We start from the raw sequence: 15,229 nt of genomic DNA on the forward strand, positions 1-15,229 counted from the left end.
CAAGCAAGCAGGAAAGTGGGATCAAGAGACGATCGTCTCATTTTTCCTGTGTCAATACTGTTCCGGTGAATACTTACTCGTCCGGTTCTATTGAACGTAGCCGGATGAGATGCGCCGGAGACATCACTCTCGACAACAAGGAATAGAGACATGAACGTGAAAAAAAGTACTGCCATCGCCTCTGCCATGACGGGTCTGCTGGCCCTGGGTGCCCAGTTCATCGCCGCGCCGGCCATGGCTGCGGATGACAAGGAGAAGTGCTACGGCGTGGTCAAGGCGGGCAAGAACGATTGCGCCACCAAGGGCGGATCCTGCGCCGGCACCGCCAAGATGGATGCCCAGGGGGATGCCTTCGTGGTGGTGCCCAAGGGGCTGTGCGAGAAGCTCGCTGGCGGGTCCCTGCAACCCAAGTAAGCCGCATGCCATGGTGTGGCGCCCGCCACATCATGGCCCTATCTATTGAGAGCCCAGCCATGAACCCCTTGATCGGTATCGGTTTACGCACCCCGCACTACGACGAGATCCGCCACACCCTGCCCGGAGTGGGCTGGCTTGAGGTACACAGCGAAAACTACTTCGAGCGCCACAACCAGGGCTTCGAGGTGCTGGCGGAGCTTGCGAGGCACTACCCCGTGAGCCTTCACGGAGTCGGCATGTCGCTGGGCTCCGCCGATCCGCTCGATGCCGGGCACCTGCGCCGGCTGGCAGCCCTGGTGGCGGCCATCTCGCCGGTACGGGTGTCGGAGCACCTGAGCTGGGGCAGCATCGGCGGGCGCTATTTCAACGATCTGTTGCCCATGCCCTACACCCGGGCCGCTCTTTTGCACATGAGCGACAAGATAGATCGGGTGCAGCAGACACTGGGCAGACAACTGCTTGTCGAGAATCCCTCCTCCTACCTGCAACTGGCGGGGGAGATGGGGGAGGCCGAGTTTCTGGCCGAGCTGGCTGGGCGCAGCGGCTGCGGCGTCCTGCTCGATCTCAACAACCTCCATGTGAGCGCGGTCAATCACGGCCTGGAGGTGGACGACTATCTGGCGACTATCGACCTCGACACGGTCGGCGAAATTCACCTGGCCGGTTTTACCGAGAAGCACCTGCCCCAGGGGCCCCTCTATATCGACACCCACAGCTCCCCCGTGGCCGAGCCCGTCTGGGCGCTCTACGAGCAGGTCTGCCAGCAGCGCGCCATCCCCACCCTGATTGAATGGGATCTGGCGATCCCCCCGCTGCCGGTGCTGCTGGGAGAGGCGCAGCGTGCCAGCGAGATCCTGAGCCGGCACAGCAACCATCCAGGGAGGCCGCCCATGTCTGAGCGTGTTTCCCCGCAAGGTACTTTTGCGAGCGGTCTGCTCGGGGAGGCCACTTATGTCTGAGCTTGTTTCCCCGCAAGGTACTTTTGTGAGCGGTCTGCTCGGGGAGGCCGCCCATGTCTGAGCTTGCTTCCCTGCAACGCGCTTTTGCGAGCGGTCTGCTCGGCCAGGATGATGCCATCCTCGGGCACATCCAGCCGGGACGCTTTGCCCCCGACGCCCTGTTGCAGATATATCGCAACAACTTCATCCTCGGCCTCACCGAGGTGCTCGCCAGCAGCTACCCCGCGGTACGCGCCATGGTTGGCGAGACCTTCTTTGAGGCGGCGGCACGAGGGTTCGTGCTGGCGGCACCTCTGGAGGAGGGGAGCGTCATGGACTACGGGGAGGGCTTTGGCGACTGGCTGGTACGCTTGCCCACCACGGCCGCGTTGCCCTGGCTCGGGGATCTGGCCCGCTTCGAGTGGGGGCTGGAGCGGGTCTCGCTGCTTGCGCCAGAGACGCGGCGCTGGCCTGCCGAGCGGCTTGCCGCCATGACCCCTGAGCACTGGGAGCGGCTGGTGCTGCATCCTGCCTGCGATCTGCAACTCCTGGAGAGCCCCCATCCGGTGCTGGCGCTCTGGCAGATGGCCCTGCACGGCGGTGAGACGGTCAGGGAGCTGGATGCAGTCTGCTCCCTGGCACTCAAGAAACGCCCCGGACACCGGGTCGACCCCATTCCCCTGGATGCCGCCGCCTGGCGTCTGCTGCAAGGCTGCCTGCAGGGCAGGCCGTTGGCCAGCCTGCTGGCTCAGGATCCCGCCATGGCCGAACACCTGGCCCCCCTCATCACCCTCGACCTGCTGGTCGATCTGGAGCTTGCCCCATGACAACGCAAACCCTTGCCAGGCCCCTTGGCCCCCTTGTTGAACGCATCTTGCCCTGGTGCAGCGGTGGCCTGTTGCTGCTTGCCAGGCTCTGGGTCGCCACCATTTTTCTGCGATCCGGCTGGCTCAAGTTAACGGCCTGGGACAGCACCCTCTATCTGTTCGAGTTCGAATATCAGGTGCCCCTGCTGCCCTGGCAGTGGGCGGCCTATGCGGGCACGGCGACCGAGCTGTTGCTGCCCCTCTTCCTGCTGGCGGGCCTCTTCACCCGTCCGGTCGCCTTGCTGCTGTTTGGCTTCAACGCCATGGCGGTCATCTCCTACCCGGCCCTCTGGGCGGGAGGCTTTCACGATCACCAGTTGTGGGGCTGGATGCTGCTGACCCTGGCCGTGTGGGGGGCGGGCCCCCTGGGGCTCGACAGCTGGCGCCTTGCCCGTCGCTCGCCTCCGGCGTAAGGTGGCCGCACACGAGCCCTGCCTGACTGACGGGGCGGGACAGGAATGCAAAGGAGAAGAGATGAAGGTTCGCGAGGCCCTGGCGGCCGATATTCCCGCCCTGACGACACTGCGCATGGCGCTCTTTTGTGAGGTGGGGGAACTTGCCCGGCCCGATGAGGATCCGGTTCTCAGGGAGGCGACGCAGGCCTACTTCATTCAGGCGCAGGAAGAGGGCAGCGCCCGTAGCTGGGTGGTGGAGGAGGAGGGCGAGGTGGTGGCGTGCGCCCCCCTGGCACTCTTCGTGCGCCCGCCCTACCCGGGCAATCTGGCGGGGCGGGAAGGGTACCTGCTCAACATCTACACCCGGCCGGCCTGGCGCAGACGGGGAATGGCGAACGCCCTGCTGGTGGCCATGGTGGCGTATGCCCGCGAGCAGCAACTGGGCAAGCTGTGGCTCCATGCCAGCACTGATGGGCGCGCTATCTACGAACGGTTCGGCTTTGCCGGCAATCCCGCCTGCCTCGAGTGCGTTCCCGCTCGTTAGCCTCCTCTTTTTCTGCACCGGATTGATCCTCTTTCACAAGGGCTGCGTATTGGGAGCCCTTGGCGGCATCGCCGCTTTTCTATACACTGCGCGCCCCATTCGTTTCAGTCGTCCGACCACTTATGTCGGCGCTGGCGGTGCCGATACCCTCTGTGGGTGAGGCCGTGGTGCCCATGAGGATGGTCAACGAGGAAGAAGTGTCATGTTCAATCAGAAGCTCAAAGCGCAGTTGCAGGCATGCCAGACCCGGCTCGACGAGGAGCAGGGCATCATAGAGGCGATCAAGGCGGGTGCCGCCACCGTCATCTTCAGCCCGGAGGGGATCATCCAGGAGGCGAGCACCCCTTTCCTGGCCCTGATGGGATATGGTGCCGCCGAACTGATTGGGCAGCCCCACAGCCAGCTCTGTCCGAGGGCCTGGGGGGAGTCCGGTGACTATCGCCAGTTCTGGCGCCGCCTCGCCCAGGGGGAGGTGCAGTCTGGCACCTTCGAGCGCGTGAACCTGCAGGGGGAGACGCGCTGGCTGGAGGCGACCTATTTCCCGGTGAAGCACCAGGGCCGGGTGACCCGGGTACTCAAGATGGCCAGCGACGTCACCGAACAGCACCAGCGGCTGGAGCGACTCGAGGCGCTGACCGAGGCGCTGGACCGTTCCCGGGCCATGATCGAGTTCACCCCGAACGGCGACATCATTCATGCCAATGCCAACTTCCTGAGCGTCATGGGTTACACCCTGGGGGAGATCGCGGGCAGGCACCACAGGATCTTCTGTGACGAAACCTTCCTGCGCGAGCAGCCCCGTTTCTGGGAGGAGCTGGCCCGGGGCCAGTTCAAATCCGGCCTCTTCATGCGCCACAACAGCCGGGGGCAGGCCGTCTGGCTGGAGGCGACCTACAACCCCATCCGGGATGGTAGCGGCAAGGTGGTGCGGGTGGTGAAGTTCGCCAGCGACATCACCGCGCGCATCGAGCAGAACCACGCCACCCGGGAGGCCGCCCGCCTGGCCCACAGCACCGCCCAGGAGACCCTGCACAGCGCAGAGGAGGGGGCGGGCTTGCTGCGCGCCGTGGTGCAGACCTCTTCCCTCATCGCCTCCCAGGTGGATGAGGCCATCGCCCTCATCGGTCAGCTCAACGAGCAGTCCAGAAGCATCGAGGCCATCGTCTCGACCATCAGCGCCATCGCCGATCAGACCAATCTGCTGGCCCTGAACGCCGCCATCGAGGCGGCGCGGGCAGGGGAGCAGGGGCGCGGGTTTGCGGTGGTGGCGGACGAGGTGCGCCAGCTGGCCGCCCGCACGTCGCTCTCTACCGACGAGATCGCCAGGGTGGTGCAGAAGAACCGCGAGCTGACCGCCAGGGTGACCGACGACATGGCCGGGGTGGCGGGCAGCGCCGAACTCGGCAAGCAGCAGATCGCCGGGGTGGACAAGCTGATGAGCGAGATCCACCAGGAGGCGGACAGGGTCTCCCAGACGGTGTCTGCCCTCTCCATCTGAGGGGCTGACCGCAAGATTGCCAACAGAGTGAGCGATCGGACGGCCAGGCTGAACCCTGGCTGTATGACGCCCCCCTTCGTCATTGTGCCGCCCGGCCCCCTTGTTTAGGCTGCCGCCTCCTTTTTATTGAGCAGGTAGACAACAATGGCAGTACGACAGAGAGGCAGGGCACTGGCCCTGCTGCTGGGAGTGGGGGCGAGCCTGGGGCTTGGTGGTTGCATGGGTCAGATGGGCCTCTCTTCCATGGTGACCAAGGGCAACCTCAGCGTGGTGGACAACCGCTACGGCCGTGCCGGCGTCTTCGTGCTGCTCTCCCCCGTCTATGGCCTGGCGGCCACGGCGGATCTCTTCGTGTTCAACACCATCGAATTCTGGTCCGGCAAGAACCCCATCACCGGCAAGGCGCCCGCCCTGGTGGATCAGAAGAGCGATGCGATCATCAAGGTGAACCAGCACCTGGATCCTGCCCTCAACCAGGTGCCGCTGGCCATGCTGCCCCAAGGGGTGCGCGAGGTAGAGGTGAGCTACCCGGACGAGCGCACCGCCCAGATGGAGATCCACTACATCGACGGTCAGCGCAGCCTGATGCGGGGGGAGATGCGCGGGGAGCGATTGGATCTCTATCTGGATGACAAACTGGTCTCGACCCTGAGCCGCGAGCAGCGCGATGCGGCGGCAAGTCGGGGAGCGGGGCAGGTATAATTTGTCGCGCCCCTGATCCTTTACTCCCGACAAATGCTATACATGCCTGCGGGCAAGTACGCCCCGATGTAGAGGGAGTGGGCTATGACGGTAAACGGGTTGCGTTTGGCAGAGCTGATTGGTTCTCTCAGCCATGCCCTGGACATGACGGAAGGGCAGCCGAGAGGCCATTGCATCCGCTGCTGCTGGATAGGCTCTCGTCTGGGGGAGCAACTGGGACTGGATGCCCGGCAGCGCCACGACCTCTACTACACCCTGTTGCTCAAGGATCTGGGGTGCAGCAGCAATGCCGCCCGCATCTGCGAGCTCTATCTCACCGACGATCTTCACTTCAAGCGCGACTTCAAGCTGGTGGATGGCTCCCTCTCCGAGGTGGTCAACTTCGTGCTGGGCCACACCGGCTTGCAGGCGGATCTGCTGGGCCGTTTCCGCAGCCTGTTCCACATCTTTCGCAACGGGGATCAGATAGCCAACGAGCTGATCCTGACCCGCTGCCACCGGGGGGCGGACATCGCCCGCCAGTTGCGTTTCAGCGACGAGGTGGCCCAGGGGATCCTCTCCCTGGATGAGCACTGGAGCGGCAAAGGGCGGCCGCAACAACTGGCGGGAGAGGCCATCCCGCTCTTCTCCCGCATCGCCCTGCTCTGTCAGGTGGTGGACGTGTTTCACGCCGCCGCCGGGCCGGACGCGGCGATGAGGGAGCTGCGCGAGCGCAGCGGCAACTGGTTTGATCCCGCCCTGGTCAGGGCCTTCGAGGCGCTGGCCGACGACGCCTTCTGGCAAGGGCTGGCGGATCCCGCGTTGGCGGAGCGGGTCTTCGCCCACCCGGCGGGGCAGGGGGAGGTGGCGCTGGATGAGGATTATCTGGACGAGATAGCGGCGGCCTTCGGCCAGGTGGTGGACTCCAAGAGCCCCTATACCGCGGGGCACAGCGGCAGGGTGGCGCTCTATACCGACATCCTCGCCGCCCAGATGGGGCTGTCCGAGCCACGGCGGCGCTGGCTCAAGCGGGGTGCCCTGCTTCACGACGTGGGCAAGCTCGGGGTGAGCAACGCCATCCTCGACAAGCCGGGCAAGCTTGACGAGCAGGAGTGGGCGGCGGTGCAGATGCATGCCGCCTACACCGAGGAGATCCTGGGCCGCATCGGCGCCTTCGAGGAGCTGGCCCTGGTGGCTGGTGCCCACCATGAGCGACTCGATGGCAAGGGCTACCCCAAGGGGCTCAAGGGGGAGGCGATCACCCTGGAGACGCGCATCATCACCACCGCCGACATCTTCGATGCCATCACCGCCAAGCGTCCCTATCGGGATGCCATCCCGGTGCCGCGGGCCCTGGAGATGATGGCGGAAAACCTGGGCACGGCCATCGACCCCGACTGCTTTGCCGCCCTGAAGGCGGGGATAGAGGACTTCTCCCTCTACCTCACTCCGGAGCAGCCCCTGGCTCGTGCAAGCTAAGGCGCGAGCCCGAGACAAACAAGCCCCGCAACGGCGGGGCTTTTTTGTGGGCGGTTGCAGGCGGCGCGATCAGGGGCGTGCCGAGGGCTTGGCATAGGGTTGCAGCACCAGCCCCAGCAGGCGATGGAGGTGGGCGAGCTGCTCGATGAGATGGAGATTGAGCCAGAGGTAGCCGCCAAGGGTGGGGTCGTGTCCCTGGCCTGGCGCCTGGCTTGCGTCCCCATCGAGCCGGGCAGCGGCCTCTTGCAGGCGGCCGATGGCCTGGTCGGCTGCCGTGGTATCGCCGCTCTTGAGCATGAGGGCGAGTTCGGTGAGCACCGACTCCGTCGCCTGCTGGCAGGCGCGAAGCCCCGGGTGGCTCTGCATCAGGAAGTGGCTCTGGCGATCCCGCCAGTAGGTGTTGGCCAGCATCTCCAGGGTGCAGACGCTGTTGCGAAGGGTGGTCTGGGTCGCCTCGAACAGCGGGCTGCCAAGGCGGGTCTCCTTGACCGCCGGGGCCAGCAGGGGGCGCAGGCTGACTATTTTGGCGAGCAGGCGGGCATGGCTTCGGGTGAGCCTGGGGCGCTCCAGCACGTTGGGGGAGAGGTGGGTGTGGTAGAGCCGCCCGGCCTGCTGCAGGGTGTCGTGCATCTGCAGACGCCAGTGGGTATAGGCCCGCTGGGGGTAGATGCTGCAAAACAGCAGGGCCAGCACCGACCCCAGGATGACGTCGCCGCTGCGCCAGAGCGCGGTCTCGATGTCCCCGGGCACCCCGCCGACGATGACCCCCAGGGTGATGCCGATGAGCAGCCCCACATAGGGGCGCTTGCCGAGCGCCAGGTAGCCGCACAGGAACATGATGGCGCAGCACCAGGCCAGCATCAGGGGCAGGGAGTAGAGCTCCAGATAGAGGGCCACCACCCCGCAGGCGGCGCCAAAGACGGTGCCCACCACCCGTTGCAGGGCGCGCGACAGCACGTTGCCCCAGAACGAGATGGGGCCCATCACCACCACCAGGGTGATGAGGGGCCAGGTGCTCTCCGGCAGCTTGAGCTCCCGGGTCAGCAGGAAGGTGAGGGTGAAGGCCAGGGCGATGCGCAGGCCGTGGACCAGGCGGTAGCGGCCATAGATGAGCAGATCGAAGCGGGAGAGCGGGGCATTGAGGCGCAAGGGCGTTCTCTTATCTCGGGTCAGGGTTGTGAGGATAGCAAGGGGGACGGCATTCGCCTTGACCTGCGTCGTTTCTCCGGTTCATACGGGCGCACCTGTCGGCAGGCGCACCATGACCCGCTCGCCGGGGGGAAGGGCCGCGCTACCCGGCGCCCGTTCGATGTGGCAGTTGGCACTGTCGTGGCCCCCATCCACCGGGCGCACCAGCAGGGTGCCCGCCTCGTCCTGACTGAGCAAGCCGGGCACAACGCCCTGCTCTGCCGATGGGGGCAGGGCCGCCAGCAGCCGGGCGCAGAGGCGAAGAGGCGGCGGGGCCTGACGGGGGGCGTGCGGGGGCAACCGGGCGCAGATGAAGTCGGCGATGGCCTCCAGATCCTCGAAGGGGAATCGGGGCAGGGTCGTGGCCTGGGGAGCGTCGCTCACGAGGGCGACGATGTCAGGATCATCGGGGAAGAGCAGGGGCCGGCCGATGGCGGCGCGATACAGCTCCACCTTGGGAAAGCGCCTGTGCTTGAACCCCTCGACCAACAGCAGATCCAGGGCGCTCGTATCGAAGCGGGCCAGCAGCGCCTCGAAGGGGGGCTCCCCCTCCGGGGTCTCCCGGATCAGGGCGTGGCGCCGGTCGGAGGCCGCCATCACCTGGGTGGCGCCCGCCTGGCGCAGGCGGTGGCTGTCCTTGCCGGGCTGGTCCATGTCAAAGGCGTGGTGGGTGTGCTTGAGCACCCCGAGGCGCAGACCGCGCGCCACCAGGCGCGGGATGAGGCGCTCCAGCAGGGTGGTCTTGCCGGTGCCGCTCCAGGCGACGAAGCCGAGCAGGGGCAGGGGGCTCATGGCGCGCCCCCTTCCCGCAGCCTCGCCTCCCAGGCGGCGAGTTCGGCCGGGCTGTTGAGGTTGACGAAGGCGTCGGGCAGATCGGCAAAGGGCACCACCGCCATCCGGTGGCGGGCAAACCAGGCCCCGGTCTTGCGCTCCCCGTCCGCCAGCGCCTGGCTCAGGGAGGGGCGCAGGGCGCGGCGCAGCAGGGCGACCACGGGCTGGAGGTGCTCCCCGTCGTGGGCCACCACCAGATCGGTGTCCGGGGTGATGGCGGCGCGAAAGCGGGTCATCAGATCAAGGGGCAGGGCGGGGCCGTCACAGGGGACGAACAGCACCCAGTCGTGACGGGCCGCCGTCAGCCCCGCCAGCATGCCGGCCAGCGGCCCTTGGAAGTCGGCCTGCGCGTCCCCGATGACGGGGGCAAGCTGCCGGTAGCGAGCCTGGCTGCGGTTGGCGTTGATCAGCACCTCGTCCACCTGGGGGCGCAGGCGGGTCAGCACGTGTTCGATCAGGGGAGTGCCCGCGAGGGGCACCCAGCCCTTGTCATCGCCCCCCATGCGGGTGGCGCGACCGCCCGCGAGGATGACGCCGCTGACGAGAAAAGCGGGGGAAGAGGAAGGGGTCATGGTGCTCCGTTGCTCGCAAAGGGATGCCCACAGGGGCGTGTCGGGATCTTGCGCCAAGGCGGGCGCGGGAGCAACCTTCGGCTGCCCCGGCAAAGGCGCCTTTGGCCGCAGGGTTTGTCCAAGCTCACAAAACCGGATCGGCAAACGTCATATGATCCCCAGCATTCTGAGCCTTGCTCTCCTGCCTGATGGCAACTTCATGTAAATCAAAGAGAATGACTATGGCTACCGGACAATATCTGCTGTGGAAAGATGCACAGGGTCACGATTTTCGCCCCGTTGCGCTGACGGGCACCAATCTGCTCAACGATCGCAACCTCAACAAGGGCACCGCCTTCACCGAACAGGAACGGGCCGATTTTGAGCTGGGCGGCCTCTTGCCGCCCCAGGTGCAGACTTTCGAAGCCCAGCTGGAGCGGGTCTATGAGGCCTTCTTGAGCGCCTGCAGCGACATCGAGAAGTACCAGAACCTGCGAGCCTTGCAGGATCGCAACGAAACCCTGTTCTACGCCCTCCTGTCCCGCCACGTGGAGGAGATGACCCCCTACATCTACACCCCGACCGTGGGCAAGGCGTGCCAGGAGTTCAGCCACCGCTTCCAGAAGCCGCGCGGCCTCTACATCACCCCGAAGAACGTCGAGGATATGGGCTCCCTCGCCCGCCACATGGATGCCAAGGCGGTGCGCATCATCGTCGTGACCGACAGCCAGGGGATCCTCGGCATCGGCGATCAGGGGGTGGGGGGTATGGGCATTCCCATCGGCAAGCTCGCCCTCTATACCCTGGGGGCGGGCATCCACCCCGCCTGCTGCCTGCCCATCGCGCTGGACGTGGGCACCGACAACCAGGCGCTGCTGGATGACCCCATGTACCTGGGTCAGCCCCACAGGCGCATTCGCGGCAAGGAGTACGACGACTTCATCGACAAGTTCGTGGCCGGGGTCAAGCGCCACTTCCCCAACGCCGTGCTGCAGTGGGAGGACTTCAGCAAGTCCAACGCCTTCAACAACCTGGCCCGCTACCAGCAGGCGCTGCCGTCGTTCAATGACGACATCCAGGGCACCGGGGCCGTGGTGCTGGCGGGTATCATTGGGGCCGTCAAATCCAAGGGGGAAACCCTGGGCCAGCAGCACTACCTGGTCTACGGGGCCGGGGCTGGCGGGGTCGGGGTGGCGGATCAGATCTGCGCGGGGATGATCCGCGAGGGGCTTGACCCGCAGGCGGCGCGGGATCGCATCTACATCCTGGATACCCAGGGGCTGGTGTGTGACAACCGCGAGGGGCTGGATGAGTACAAGCGCCGCTACGCCAAGCCGGGCCTCTTGCTGGCCCAGTGGGATCTGCAGGGCAAGGTGGGGCTGACCGAGGTGCTGCGCCACGTGCCCATCACAGTGCTGCTCGGCACCAGCGGCGCCGGTGGCGCCTTCCAGGAGGAGCACATCCAGCTGATGCTGACCCACTGCGAGCGCCCCATGGTGTTCCCCCTCTCCAACCCCACCGCCAACTGCGAGGCCCTGCCGGAAGACATCTTCCGCTGGAGCCAGGGGCGCGCCATCGTCGCCACCGGCAGCCCGTTCAAGGACGTGCACCATGAGGGGCAGGATTATCGCATCGGTCAGGGCAACAACGTCTTCATCTTCCCCGGGGTGGGGCTGGCGGCCATCGTCAGCCAGATCCGCGAGATAAGCCCGGACATCTTCACCACCGCCGCCTTTGCGCTCGCGGAGTGCGTGAGCGAGGCGGATCTCGCCCGGGGCACCGTCTACCCGAGGATCAGCGAGCTGCGCAACATCTCGGTGCACGTGGCGACCGCAGTGCTCAAGGATATCGTGCGCCGCGACCCCTCCCACCCGCTCATCGGTCAGGATCTGCAAGAGCATATCCTGAGCCATATGTGGGAGCCGGTCTACCTGCCCTATCGCCGGGTCTGAGGCACGCGCCCGGCCTGACGAGATGGCCGGGCCGGACGACGCCGCATAAACAAGAGAGGGTGGCCCAGGCCACCCTCTCATTTTTCCGCCCTGCTGTGTTTGCGGGGCAGGACGTTGCCACCTATTGGGCGGGCGGGGGCACCAGGCGATCATCGACGCTGCCGTCCCCTCGAAGCTTGTTGCCGTTGGCATCGACGGCGTCCACGCCGTTGTCATCGACGCTGCCGTCGCCCCTGAGCTTGTTGCCATTGGCGTCGACGGCGTCCACGCCGTTGTCATCCACGCTGCCATCGCCTCAAAGCTTGTTGCCATTGGCGTCGACGGCGTCCACACCGTTGTCATCCACCCGGCCATCGCCTCGAAGCTTGTTGCCATTGGCATCGACGGCGTCCACACCGTTGTCGTCCACCCAGCCACCGGCATGACGCTCCCCGCCTGCATGCTTGTCGCCACCGCCGTGGCGATCGCCGCCAGCGTGCTGGTCGCCACCGGCATGTTCGCCCTGACCACGGTCATCGCCGCCGTGGCCGCTGTCGTCCCCGCCATTGTTTCCGTTATGGCTACTATCGCCTCCATTTCCGCTATTGTTTCCACTGTGGCTACTATTGCCCCCACCACTGCTGTTGCTGCCTCCGCCGCCGCTGTTGCTGCCTCCGCCGCTGCTGTTGCTGCCTCCGCCGCCGCTGTTGCCGCCTCCGCTACCACTGTTGCCGCCGCCATCCCCCCCTTTGTTGTGCACGATCAGCCCATTGGCCACATAGCTGTGGCTGCCATCGAGGATCAGGTTGAACAGCGCCGTGGCGGGCGGGGCATCAACCCAGGAGAGGGAGGCCACCGGCAGTTCGACAGGGTGCGGCGCCAGCGCCAGGTTGCCCGCGCTGCCCCCCTCTGACCAACCCAGCAGGTGCATGCCGGTAAAGAGCGGCAGCACGGCGAGGGCCGGGTTTTCGGTGCGGGTCATGGCCGGTGCGATGGCCGCCCAGCCCCGGGTGGTGAGGAAGGGGTGCTCGGCGGTAAAGAAGGGGGGCAGATGATTGAGCCCGTAGAGCCTGCGCGCCCCCAGCGCCACCCGCTCGATGGCCTGGATGCGGTTGCTCTGCCCGTGCCTGTCCCGCACCCGATCGCCGACCCGCAGGGTCTCGATGGGGCGTTCGCAGCCATCGGCCATCAGGATGCGGGTACCGGCAATGAAGCAGGACTTGGCATGGGCCTGGTTTGCCTGCCACTGGTGGTGGTCGAAGTCATAGCTTAGCGGGGTGGCGAACAGGGCCAGGGCGATGGCCGAGCCCAGCAGCAGCCGGCGCTGGCTGGGTTTGAACGAGGGCAGTGACATGGGGAACTCCTTGTCGGTGTGGGGTCACGCCTTCGAGTATAGAGAGGGGATTGGGGCGATATCTGCGTCGACCAGTTGAAAGCCTTGTCATGTCAACTCGCCGGAAAAACGATTGGCGTTGGCCATAAAAGTGCGTAAAATCGCATCCTCGATGCTTGTAGCAGCGAATCCCGCCTAAAAAGCCAGTTTCATGCCCTCCCCAAGCAGTAAAAGGCAACAAATGACGCCATTTGGTCCGTTGGCTGCCTTGAAAACGTCTTGTGATGACTGAAAAGTGTCAAATATCCCTGTCAGTTATCAAAAAATTAAGGATACCCATGTTTTCCTTGGTCAAGCAAAGCGTCGCCGGGCTGCAAATTCTGTTTGTCGCCTTCGGTGCCATGGTGCTGGTGCCCCTGCTCACCGGTCTGAATCCCTCCATGGCCCTGCTTGGCGCCGGTGTAGGCACCCTGCTGTTCCAGCTCTGCACCCGTCGTCAGGTGCCGATCTTCCTCGGCTCCAGCTTCGCCTTCATCGCCCCCATCATCTATGCCACCCAGACCTGGGGCCTGCCCTCCACCATGTTCGGTCTGTTTGCCGCGGGCTTCATGTATTTCATCCTGGCGGCCATCATCCGCGCTCGTGGCATGGGCTTCGTGCACAAGCTGCTGCCCCCCGTGGTCATCGGTCCCGTCATCATGGTGATCGGCCTGTCGGTGGCCCAGGTAGCCTGCAACATGGCCATGGGCCGTGCCGGCGGTGAGCAGGTGGTGCCTGCCACCACGGCGCTGACCCTGGCGGGCATCTCCCTGGCGGTCACCCTGATTGCCGCCGTGTTCTGCAAGGGCTGGATCAAGCTCATCCCCATCCTGTGCGGTGTCATCGCCGGTTATGTCTCTGCCGTGCTGATGGGCCAGGTGAGTTTCGACGGCATGGTCAACGCCCCCTGGCTGGCGCTGCCCCATTTCGAGACCCCGGAGATCAACTGGGCCGCGGCCCTCTTCATGCTGCCGGTGGCCATCGCCCCCTGCATCGAGCACATCGGCGGCGTGCTGGCCATCGGCGGCGTGACCGGCAAGGACTACACCAAGGATCCCGGCCTGCACCGTACCCTGGCCGGTGACGGCATCGGCGTCTGCTTCGCCGGTTTCATCGGTGGTCCCCCCGTCACCACCTATGCGGAAGTGACCGGTGCCGTGATGATCACCCGCAACTTCAACCCGGTCACCATGACCTGGGCGGCGGTGTTCGCCATCATTCTGGCCTTCTTCGGCAAGTTCAACGCCCTGCTCACCTCCATCCCCATGCCGGTGATGGGCGGCATCATGCTGCTGCTGTTCGGATCCATCGCCGCCATCGGTCTCAAGACCCTGGTGGAGTCCAAGGTGGATCTGGGGCTGTCCCGCAACATCGCCATCGTGGCGGTGACCCTGACCGTGGGTGTCGGCGCCCTGGAGATGAAGATCGGTGACTTCGCCCTGGCGGGCGTGGGGCTGGCCTCGGTGGCGGCCATCCTGCTGAACCTCATCCTGCCCCAGCACTCCGAAACGGGTGCCATGGAGAGCGCCAAGGATTAAGCGCCTGGCTTGCTGTACGTTGAGATGATGAAAAAGAGGCCACCTTCGGGTGGCCTCTCTTTTTTTGCCTGCCCACCACTGAACCCGGGCTCCCCATGTGAAGCGGCTACACTCAGGGGCACCATTGACGGGAGAGGACGAAAGGATGAAGAGGGCATGGATCCTGGCTCTGCTGGGGCTGATGGGGAGCGGCGCGGCCGAGGCCGGTGCGGTGCGCTACGAGGTCGAAGGCAAGCCGTTCGAGGGCTATTACCTGGCGGGTGCCGACAAGCAGGCCCCTCTGGTGGTGCTGGTGCACGACTGGGACGGGCTCAACGGTTACGAGATCAAGCGGGCCGAGATGCTGGTGGCCCTGGGCTACAGTGTCTTTGCCGTAGATTTGTTCGGTGCCGGGGTCAGGCCGAGCACGGTGGAAGACAAGAAGCGCCTCACCGGGGCCCTCTATCAGGACAGGCCCAGGATGCGCACCCTGCTGCAAGGGGGATTGGCGGAGGCGGGCAGGCAGGGGGGGCGGCTCGACAATGCGGTGGCCCTCGGTTACTGCTTTGGCGGCGCCGCCGTACTGGAGCTGGCCCGCAGCGGGGCGGATCTCAAGGGGGTGGTGAGCGTGCACGGCGGGCTGGAGACCCCGGCCGGGCAGGACTACAAAGAGGTGAAGGGAGAGTTGCTTGTCCAGCACGGCAGCGCCGACGAGGCGGTCTCTCTGGGTCAGTTTGCGGCGCTGGTGGCCGAGCTGGAGAGCGCCGGGGTGAAGCACGAGGCGACCAGCTACAGCGGTGCTCCCCACGCGTTCAGCGTCTTTGGCTCGGACAACTACCGCGCCGATGCCGATGCCAAGTCCTGGCAGCGTTTCACCGGTTTCCTGAAGGAGGTGACCGGCTCCTGAGGGGGCCGGCTCACGCAGGCCATGGCAGTGCCATGGCTTTTTTTAGGTTCATCGCGGCTTTCCGGGGAAGGCCGCCTTGATTTTCAGAAAAAAGTATTCTGAGTCCCTAAATCC

At 65.6% G+C, this 15,229-nt stretch carries 13 protein-coding genes and 2 pseudogenes; 11 read left to right on the forward strand and 4 right to left on the reverse strand.

Features of this window, described 5'->3' with window-relative positions:
- Nucleotides 1–150: 150 nt before the first annotated feature.
- From PG896_RS18580 to PG896_RS18615, 8 genes and pseudogenes are all read left to right on the forward strand, one after another.
- Nucleotides 151–414, forward strand: coding sequence for a BufA1 family periplasmic bufferin-type metallophore (locus tag PG896_RS18580; RefSeq protein WP_010673595.1), 264 nt, complete (start codon nt 151–153; stop codon nt 412–414).
- Between the two features lie 59 nt (nt 415–473).
- Nucleotides 474–1,315 (forward strand): annotated as a pseudogene (gene bufB, locus PG896_RS18585) (MNIO family bufferin maturase).
- A 114-nt stretch (nt 1,316–1,429) separates the two neighbouring features.
- Entirely contained in the window at nt 1,430–2,182 is a 753-nt protein-coding gene (locus tag PG896_RS18590) for an HvfC/BufC N-terminal domain-containing protein (RefSeq protein WP_103244499.1), read from the forward strand.
- The gene (locus PG896_RS18595; protein ID WP_041213281.1) at nt 2,179–2,634 is read left to right on the forward strand and encodes a DoxX family protein; all 456 of its coding nucleotides are present in this window, start codon (nt 2,179–2,181) and stop codon (nt 2,632–2,634) included. Before PG896_RS18590 ends, PG896_RS18595 begins: the two co-directional genes overlap by 4 nt.
- Nucleotides 2,635–2,695: 61 nt before the next feature.
- A complete protein-coding gene (locus PG896_RS18600; RefSeq protein ID WP_270836061.1) occupies nt 2,696–3,160 on the forward strand; it encodes a GNAT family N-acetyltransferase in 465 nt (154 codons plus the stop codon).
- Nucleotides 3,161–3,362: 202 nt separating this feature from the next.
- Nucleotides 3,363–4,658 carry a methyl-accepting chemotaxis protein gene (locus PG896_RS18605; RefSeq protein ID WP_270836062.1) on the forward strand — a complete coding sequence of 432 codons (1,296 nt, stop codon included), beginning with the start codon at nt 3,363–3,365 and terminating at the stop codon, nt 4,656–4,658.
- Nucleotides 4,659–4,802: 144 nt separating this feature from the next.
- Nucleotides 4,803–5,360 carry a DUF3332 domain-containing protein gene (locus PG896_RS18610; protein ID WP_270836063.1) on the forward strand — a complete coding sequence of 186 codons (558 nt, stop codon included), beginning with the start codon at nt 4,803–4,805 and terminating at the stop codon, nt 5,358–5,360.
- A gap of 84 nt (nt 5,361–5,444) precedes the next feature.
- A complete protein-coding gene (locus tag PG896_RS18615; RefSeq protein ID WP_180898788.1) occupies nt 5,445–6,818 on the forward strand; it encodes an HD-GYP domain-containing protein in 1,374 nt (457 codons plus the stop codon).
- A 69-nt stretch (nt 6,819–6,887) separates the two neighbouring features.
- Here PG896_RS18615 and PG896_RS18620 read toward each other — a convergent pair whose 3' ends face one another.
- The 3 genes from PG896_RS18620 to mobA form a co-directional block, all read right to left on the reverse strand.
- Nucleotides 6,888–7,967, reverse strand: a complete 1,080-nt coding sequence (locus tag PG896_RS18620; protein ID WP_151028713.1) for an FUSC family protein — start codon at nt 7,965–7,967, stop codon at nt 6,888–6,890.
- A gap of 81 nt (nt 7,968–8,048) precedes the next feature.
- Nucleotides 8,049–8,798: a molybdopterin-guanine dinucleotide biosynthesis protein B gene (gene mobB, locus PG896_RS21260; protein WP_270836064.1), complete on the reverse strand. Its 750-nt coding sequence runs from the start codon at nt 8,796–8,798 to the stop codon at nt 8,049–8,051.
- On the reverse strand, nt 8,795–9,409 hold the full coding sequence (mobA, locus tag PG896_RS18630) for a molybdenum cofactor guanylyltransferase MobA (protein WP_045523963.1): 615 nt from the start codon (nt 9,407–9,409) through the stop codon (nt 8,795–8,797). The genes mobB and mobA overlap by 4 nt, the downstream gene beginning before the upstream one ends.
- A gap of 221 nt (nt 9,410–9,630) precedes the next feature.
- Between mobA and PG896_RS18635 the strand changes: the two genes are divergently transcribed.
- A complete protein-coding gene (locus tag PG896_RS18635) occupies nt 9,631–11,340 on the forward strand; it encodes an NAD-dependent malic enzyme (RefSeq protein ID WP_270836065.1) in 1,710 nt (569 codons plus the stop codon).
- A gap of 121 nt (nt 11,341–11,461) precedes the next feature.
- On the opposite strand, the pseudogene PG896_RS18640 reads toward PG896_RS18635, so the two are convergent.
- Nucleotides 11,462–12,673 (reverse strand): annotated as a pseudogene (locus tag PG896_RS18640) (Hint domain-containing protein).
- Nucleotides 12,674–12,990: 317 nt separating this feature from the next.
- Between PG896_RS18640 and PG896_RS18645 the strand changes: the two are divergent.
- Both PG896_RS18645 and PG896_RS18650 read left to right on the forward strand, forming a co-directional pair.
- On the forward strand, nt 12,991–14,229 hold the full coding sequence (locus PG896_RS18645; RefSeq protein ID WP_041213272.1) for a uracil-xanthine permease family protein: 1,239 nt from the start codon (nt 12,991–12,993) through the stop codon (nt 14,227–14,229).
- A gap of 145 nt (nt 14,230–14,374) precedes the next feature.
- Nucleotides 14,375–15,115 carry a dienelactone hydrolase family protein gene (locus PG896_RS18650; protein WP_161653701.1) on the forward strand — a complete coding sequence of 247 codons (741 nt, stop codon included), beginning with the start codon at nt 14,375–14,377 and terminating at the stop codon, nt 15,113–15,115.
- Nucleotides 15,116–15,229 lie beyond the last annotated feature (114 nt).

Source organism: Aeromonas sp. QDB30 (assembly GCF_027707645.1).
Taxonomy (GTDB): Bacteria; Pseudomonadota; Gammaproteobacteria; order Enterobacterales; family Aeromonadaceae; genus Aeromonas; species Aeromonas caviae.

Excerpts from the sequence above, each read along its gene's own strand:
- PG896_RS18580 (WP_010673595.1), top strand. The coding sequence starts at position 151 with ATGAACGTGAAAAAAAGTACTGCCATCGCCTCTGCCATGACGGGTCTG.
- PG896_RS18590 (WP_103244499.1), top strand. The coding sequence starts at position 1,430 with ATGTCTGAGCTTGCTTCCCTGCAACGCGCTTTTGCGAGCGGTCTGCTC.
- PG896_RS18595 (WP_041213281.1), top strand. The coding sequence starts at position 2,179 with ATGACAACGCAAACCCTTGCCAGGCCCCTTGGCCCCCTTGTTGAACGC.
- PG896_RS18600 (WP_270836061.1), top strand. The coding sequence starts at position 2,696 with ATGAAGGTTCGCGAGGCCCTGGCGGCCGATATTCCCGCCCTGACGACA.
- PG896_RS18605 (WP_270836062.1), top strand. The coding sequence starts at position 3,363 with ATGTTCAATCAGAAGCTCAAAGCGCAGTTGCAGGCATGCCAGACCCGG.
- PG896_RS18610 (WP_270836063.1), top strand. The coding sequence starts at position 4,803 with ATGGCAGTACGACAGAGAGGCAGGGCACTGGCCCTGCTGCTGGGAGTG.
- PG896_RS18615 (WP_180898788.1), top strand. The coding sequence starts at position 5,445 with ATGACGGTAAACGGGTTGCGTTTGGCAGAGCTGATTGGTTCTCTCAGC.
- mobB (WP_270836064.1), bottom strand. The coding sequence starts at position 8,798 with ATGAGCCCCCTGCCCCTGCTCGGCTTCGTCGCCTGGAGCGGCACCGGC.
- mobA (WP_045523963.1), bottom strand. The coding sequence starts at position 9,409 with ATGACCCCTTCCTCTTCCCCCGCTTTTCTCGTCAGCGGCGTCATCCTC.
- PG896_RS18635 (WP_270836065.1), top strand. The coding sequence starts at position 9,631 with ATGGCTACCGGACAATATCTGCTGTGGAAAGATGCACAGGGTCACGAT.
- PG896_RS18645 (WP_041213272.1), top strand. The coding sequence starts at position 12,991 with ATGTTTTCCTTGGTCAAGCAAAGCGTCGCCGGGCTGCAAATTCTGTTT.
- PG896_RS18650 (WP_161653701.1), top strand. The coding sequence starts at position 14,375 with ATGAAGAGGGCATGGATCCTGGCTCTGCTGGGGCTGATGGGGAGCGGC.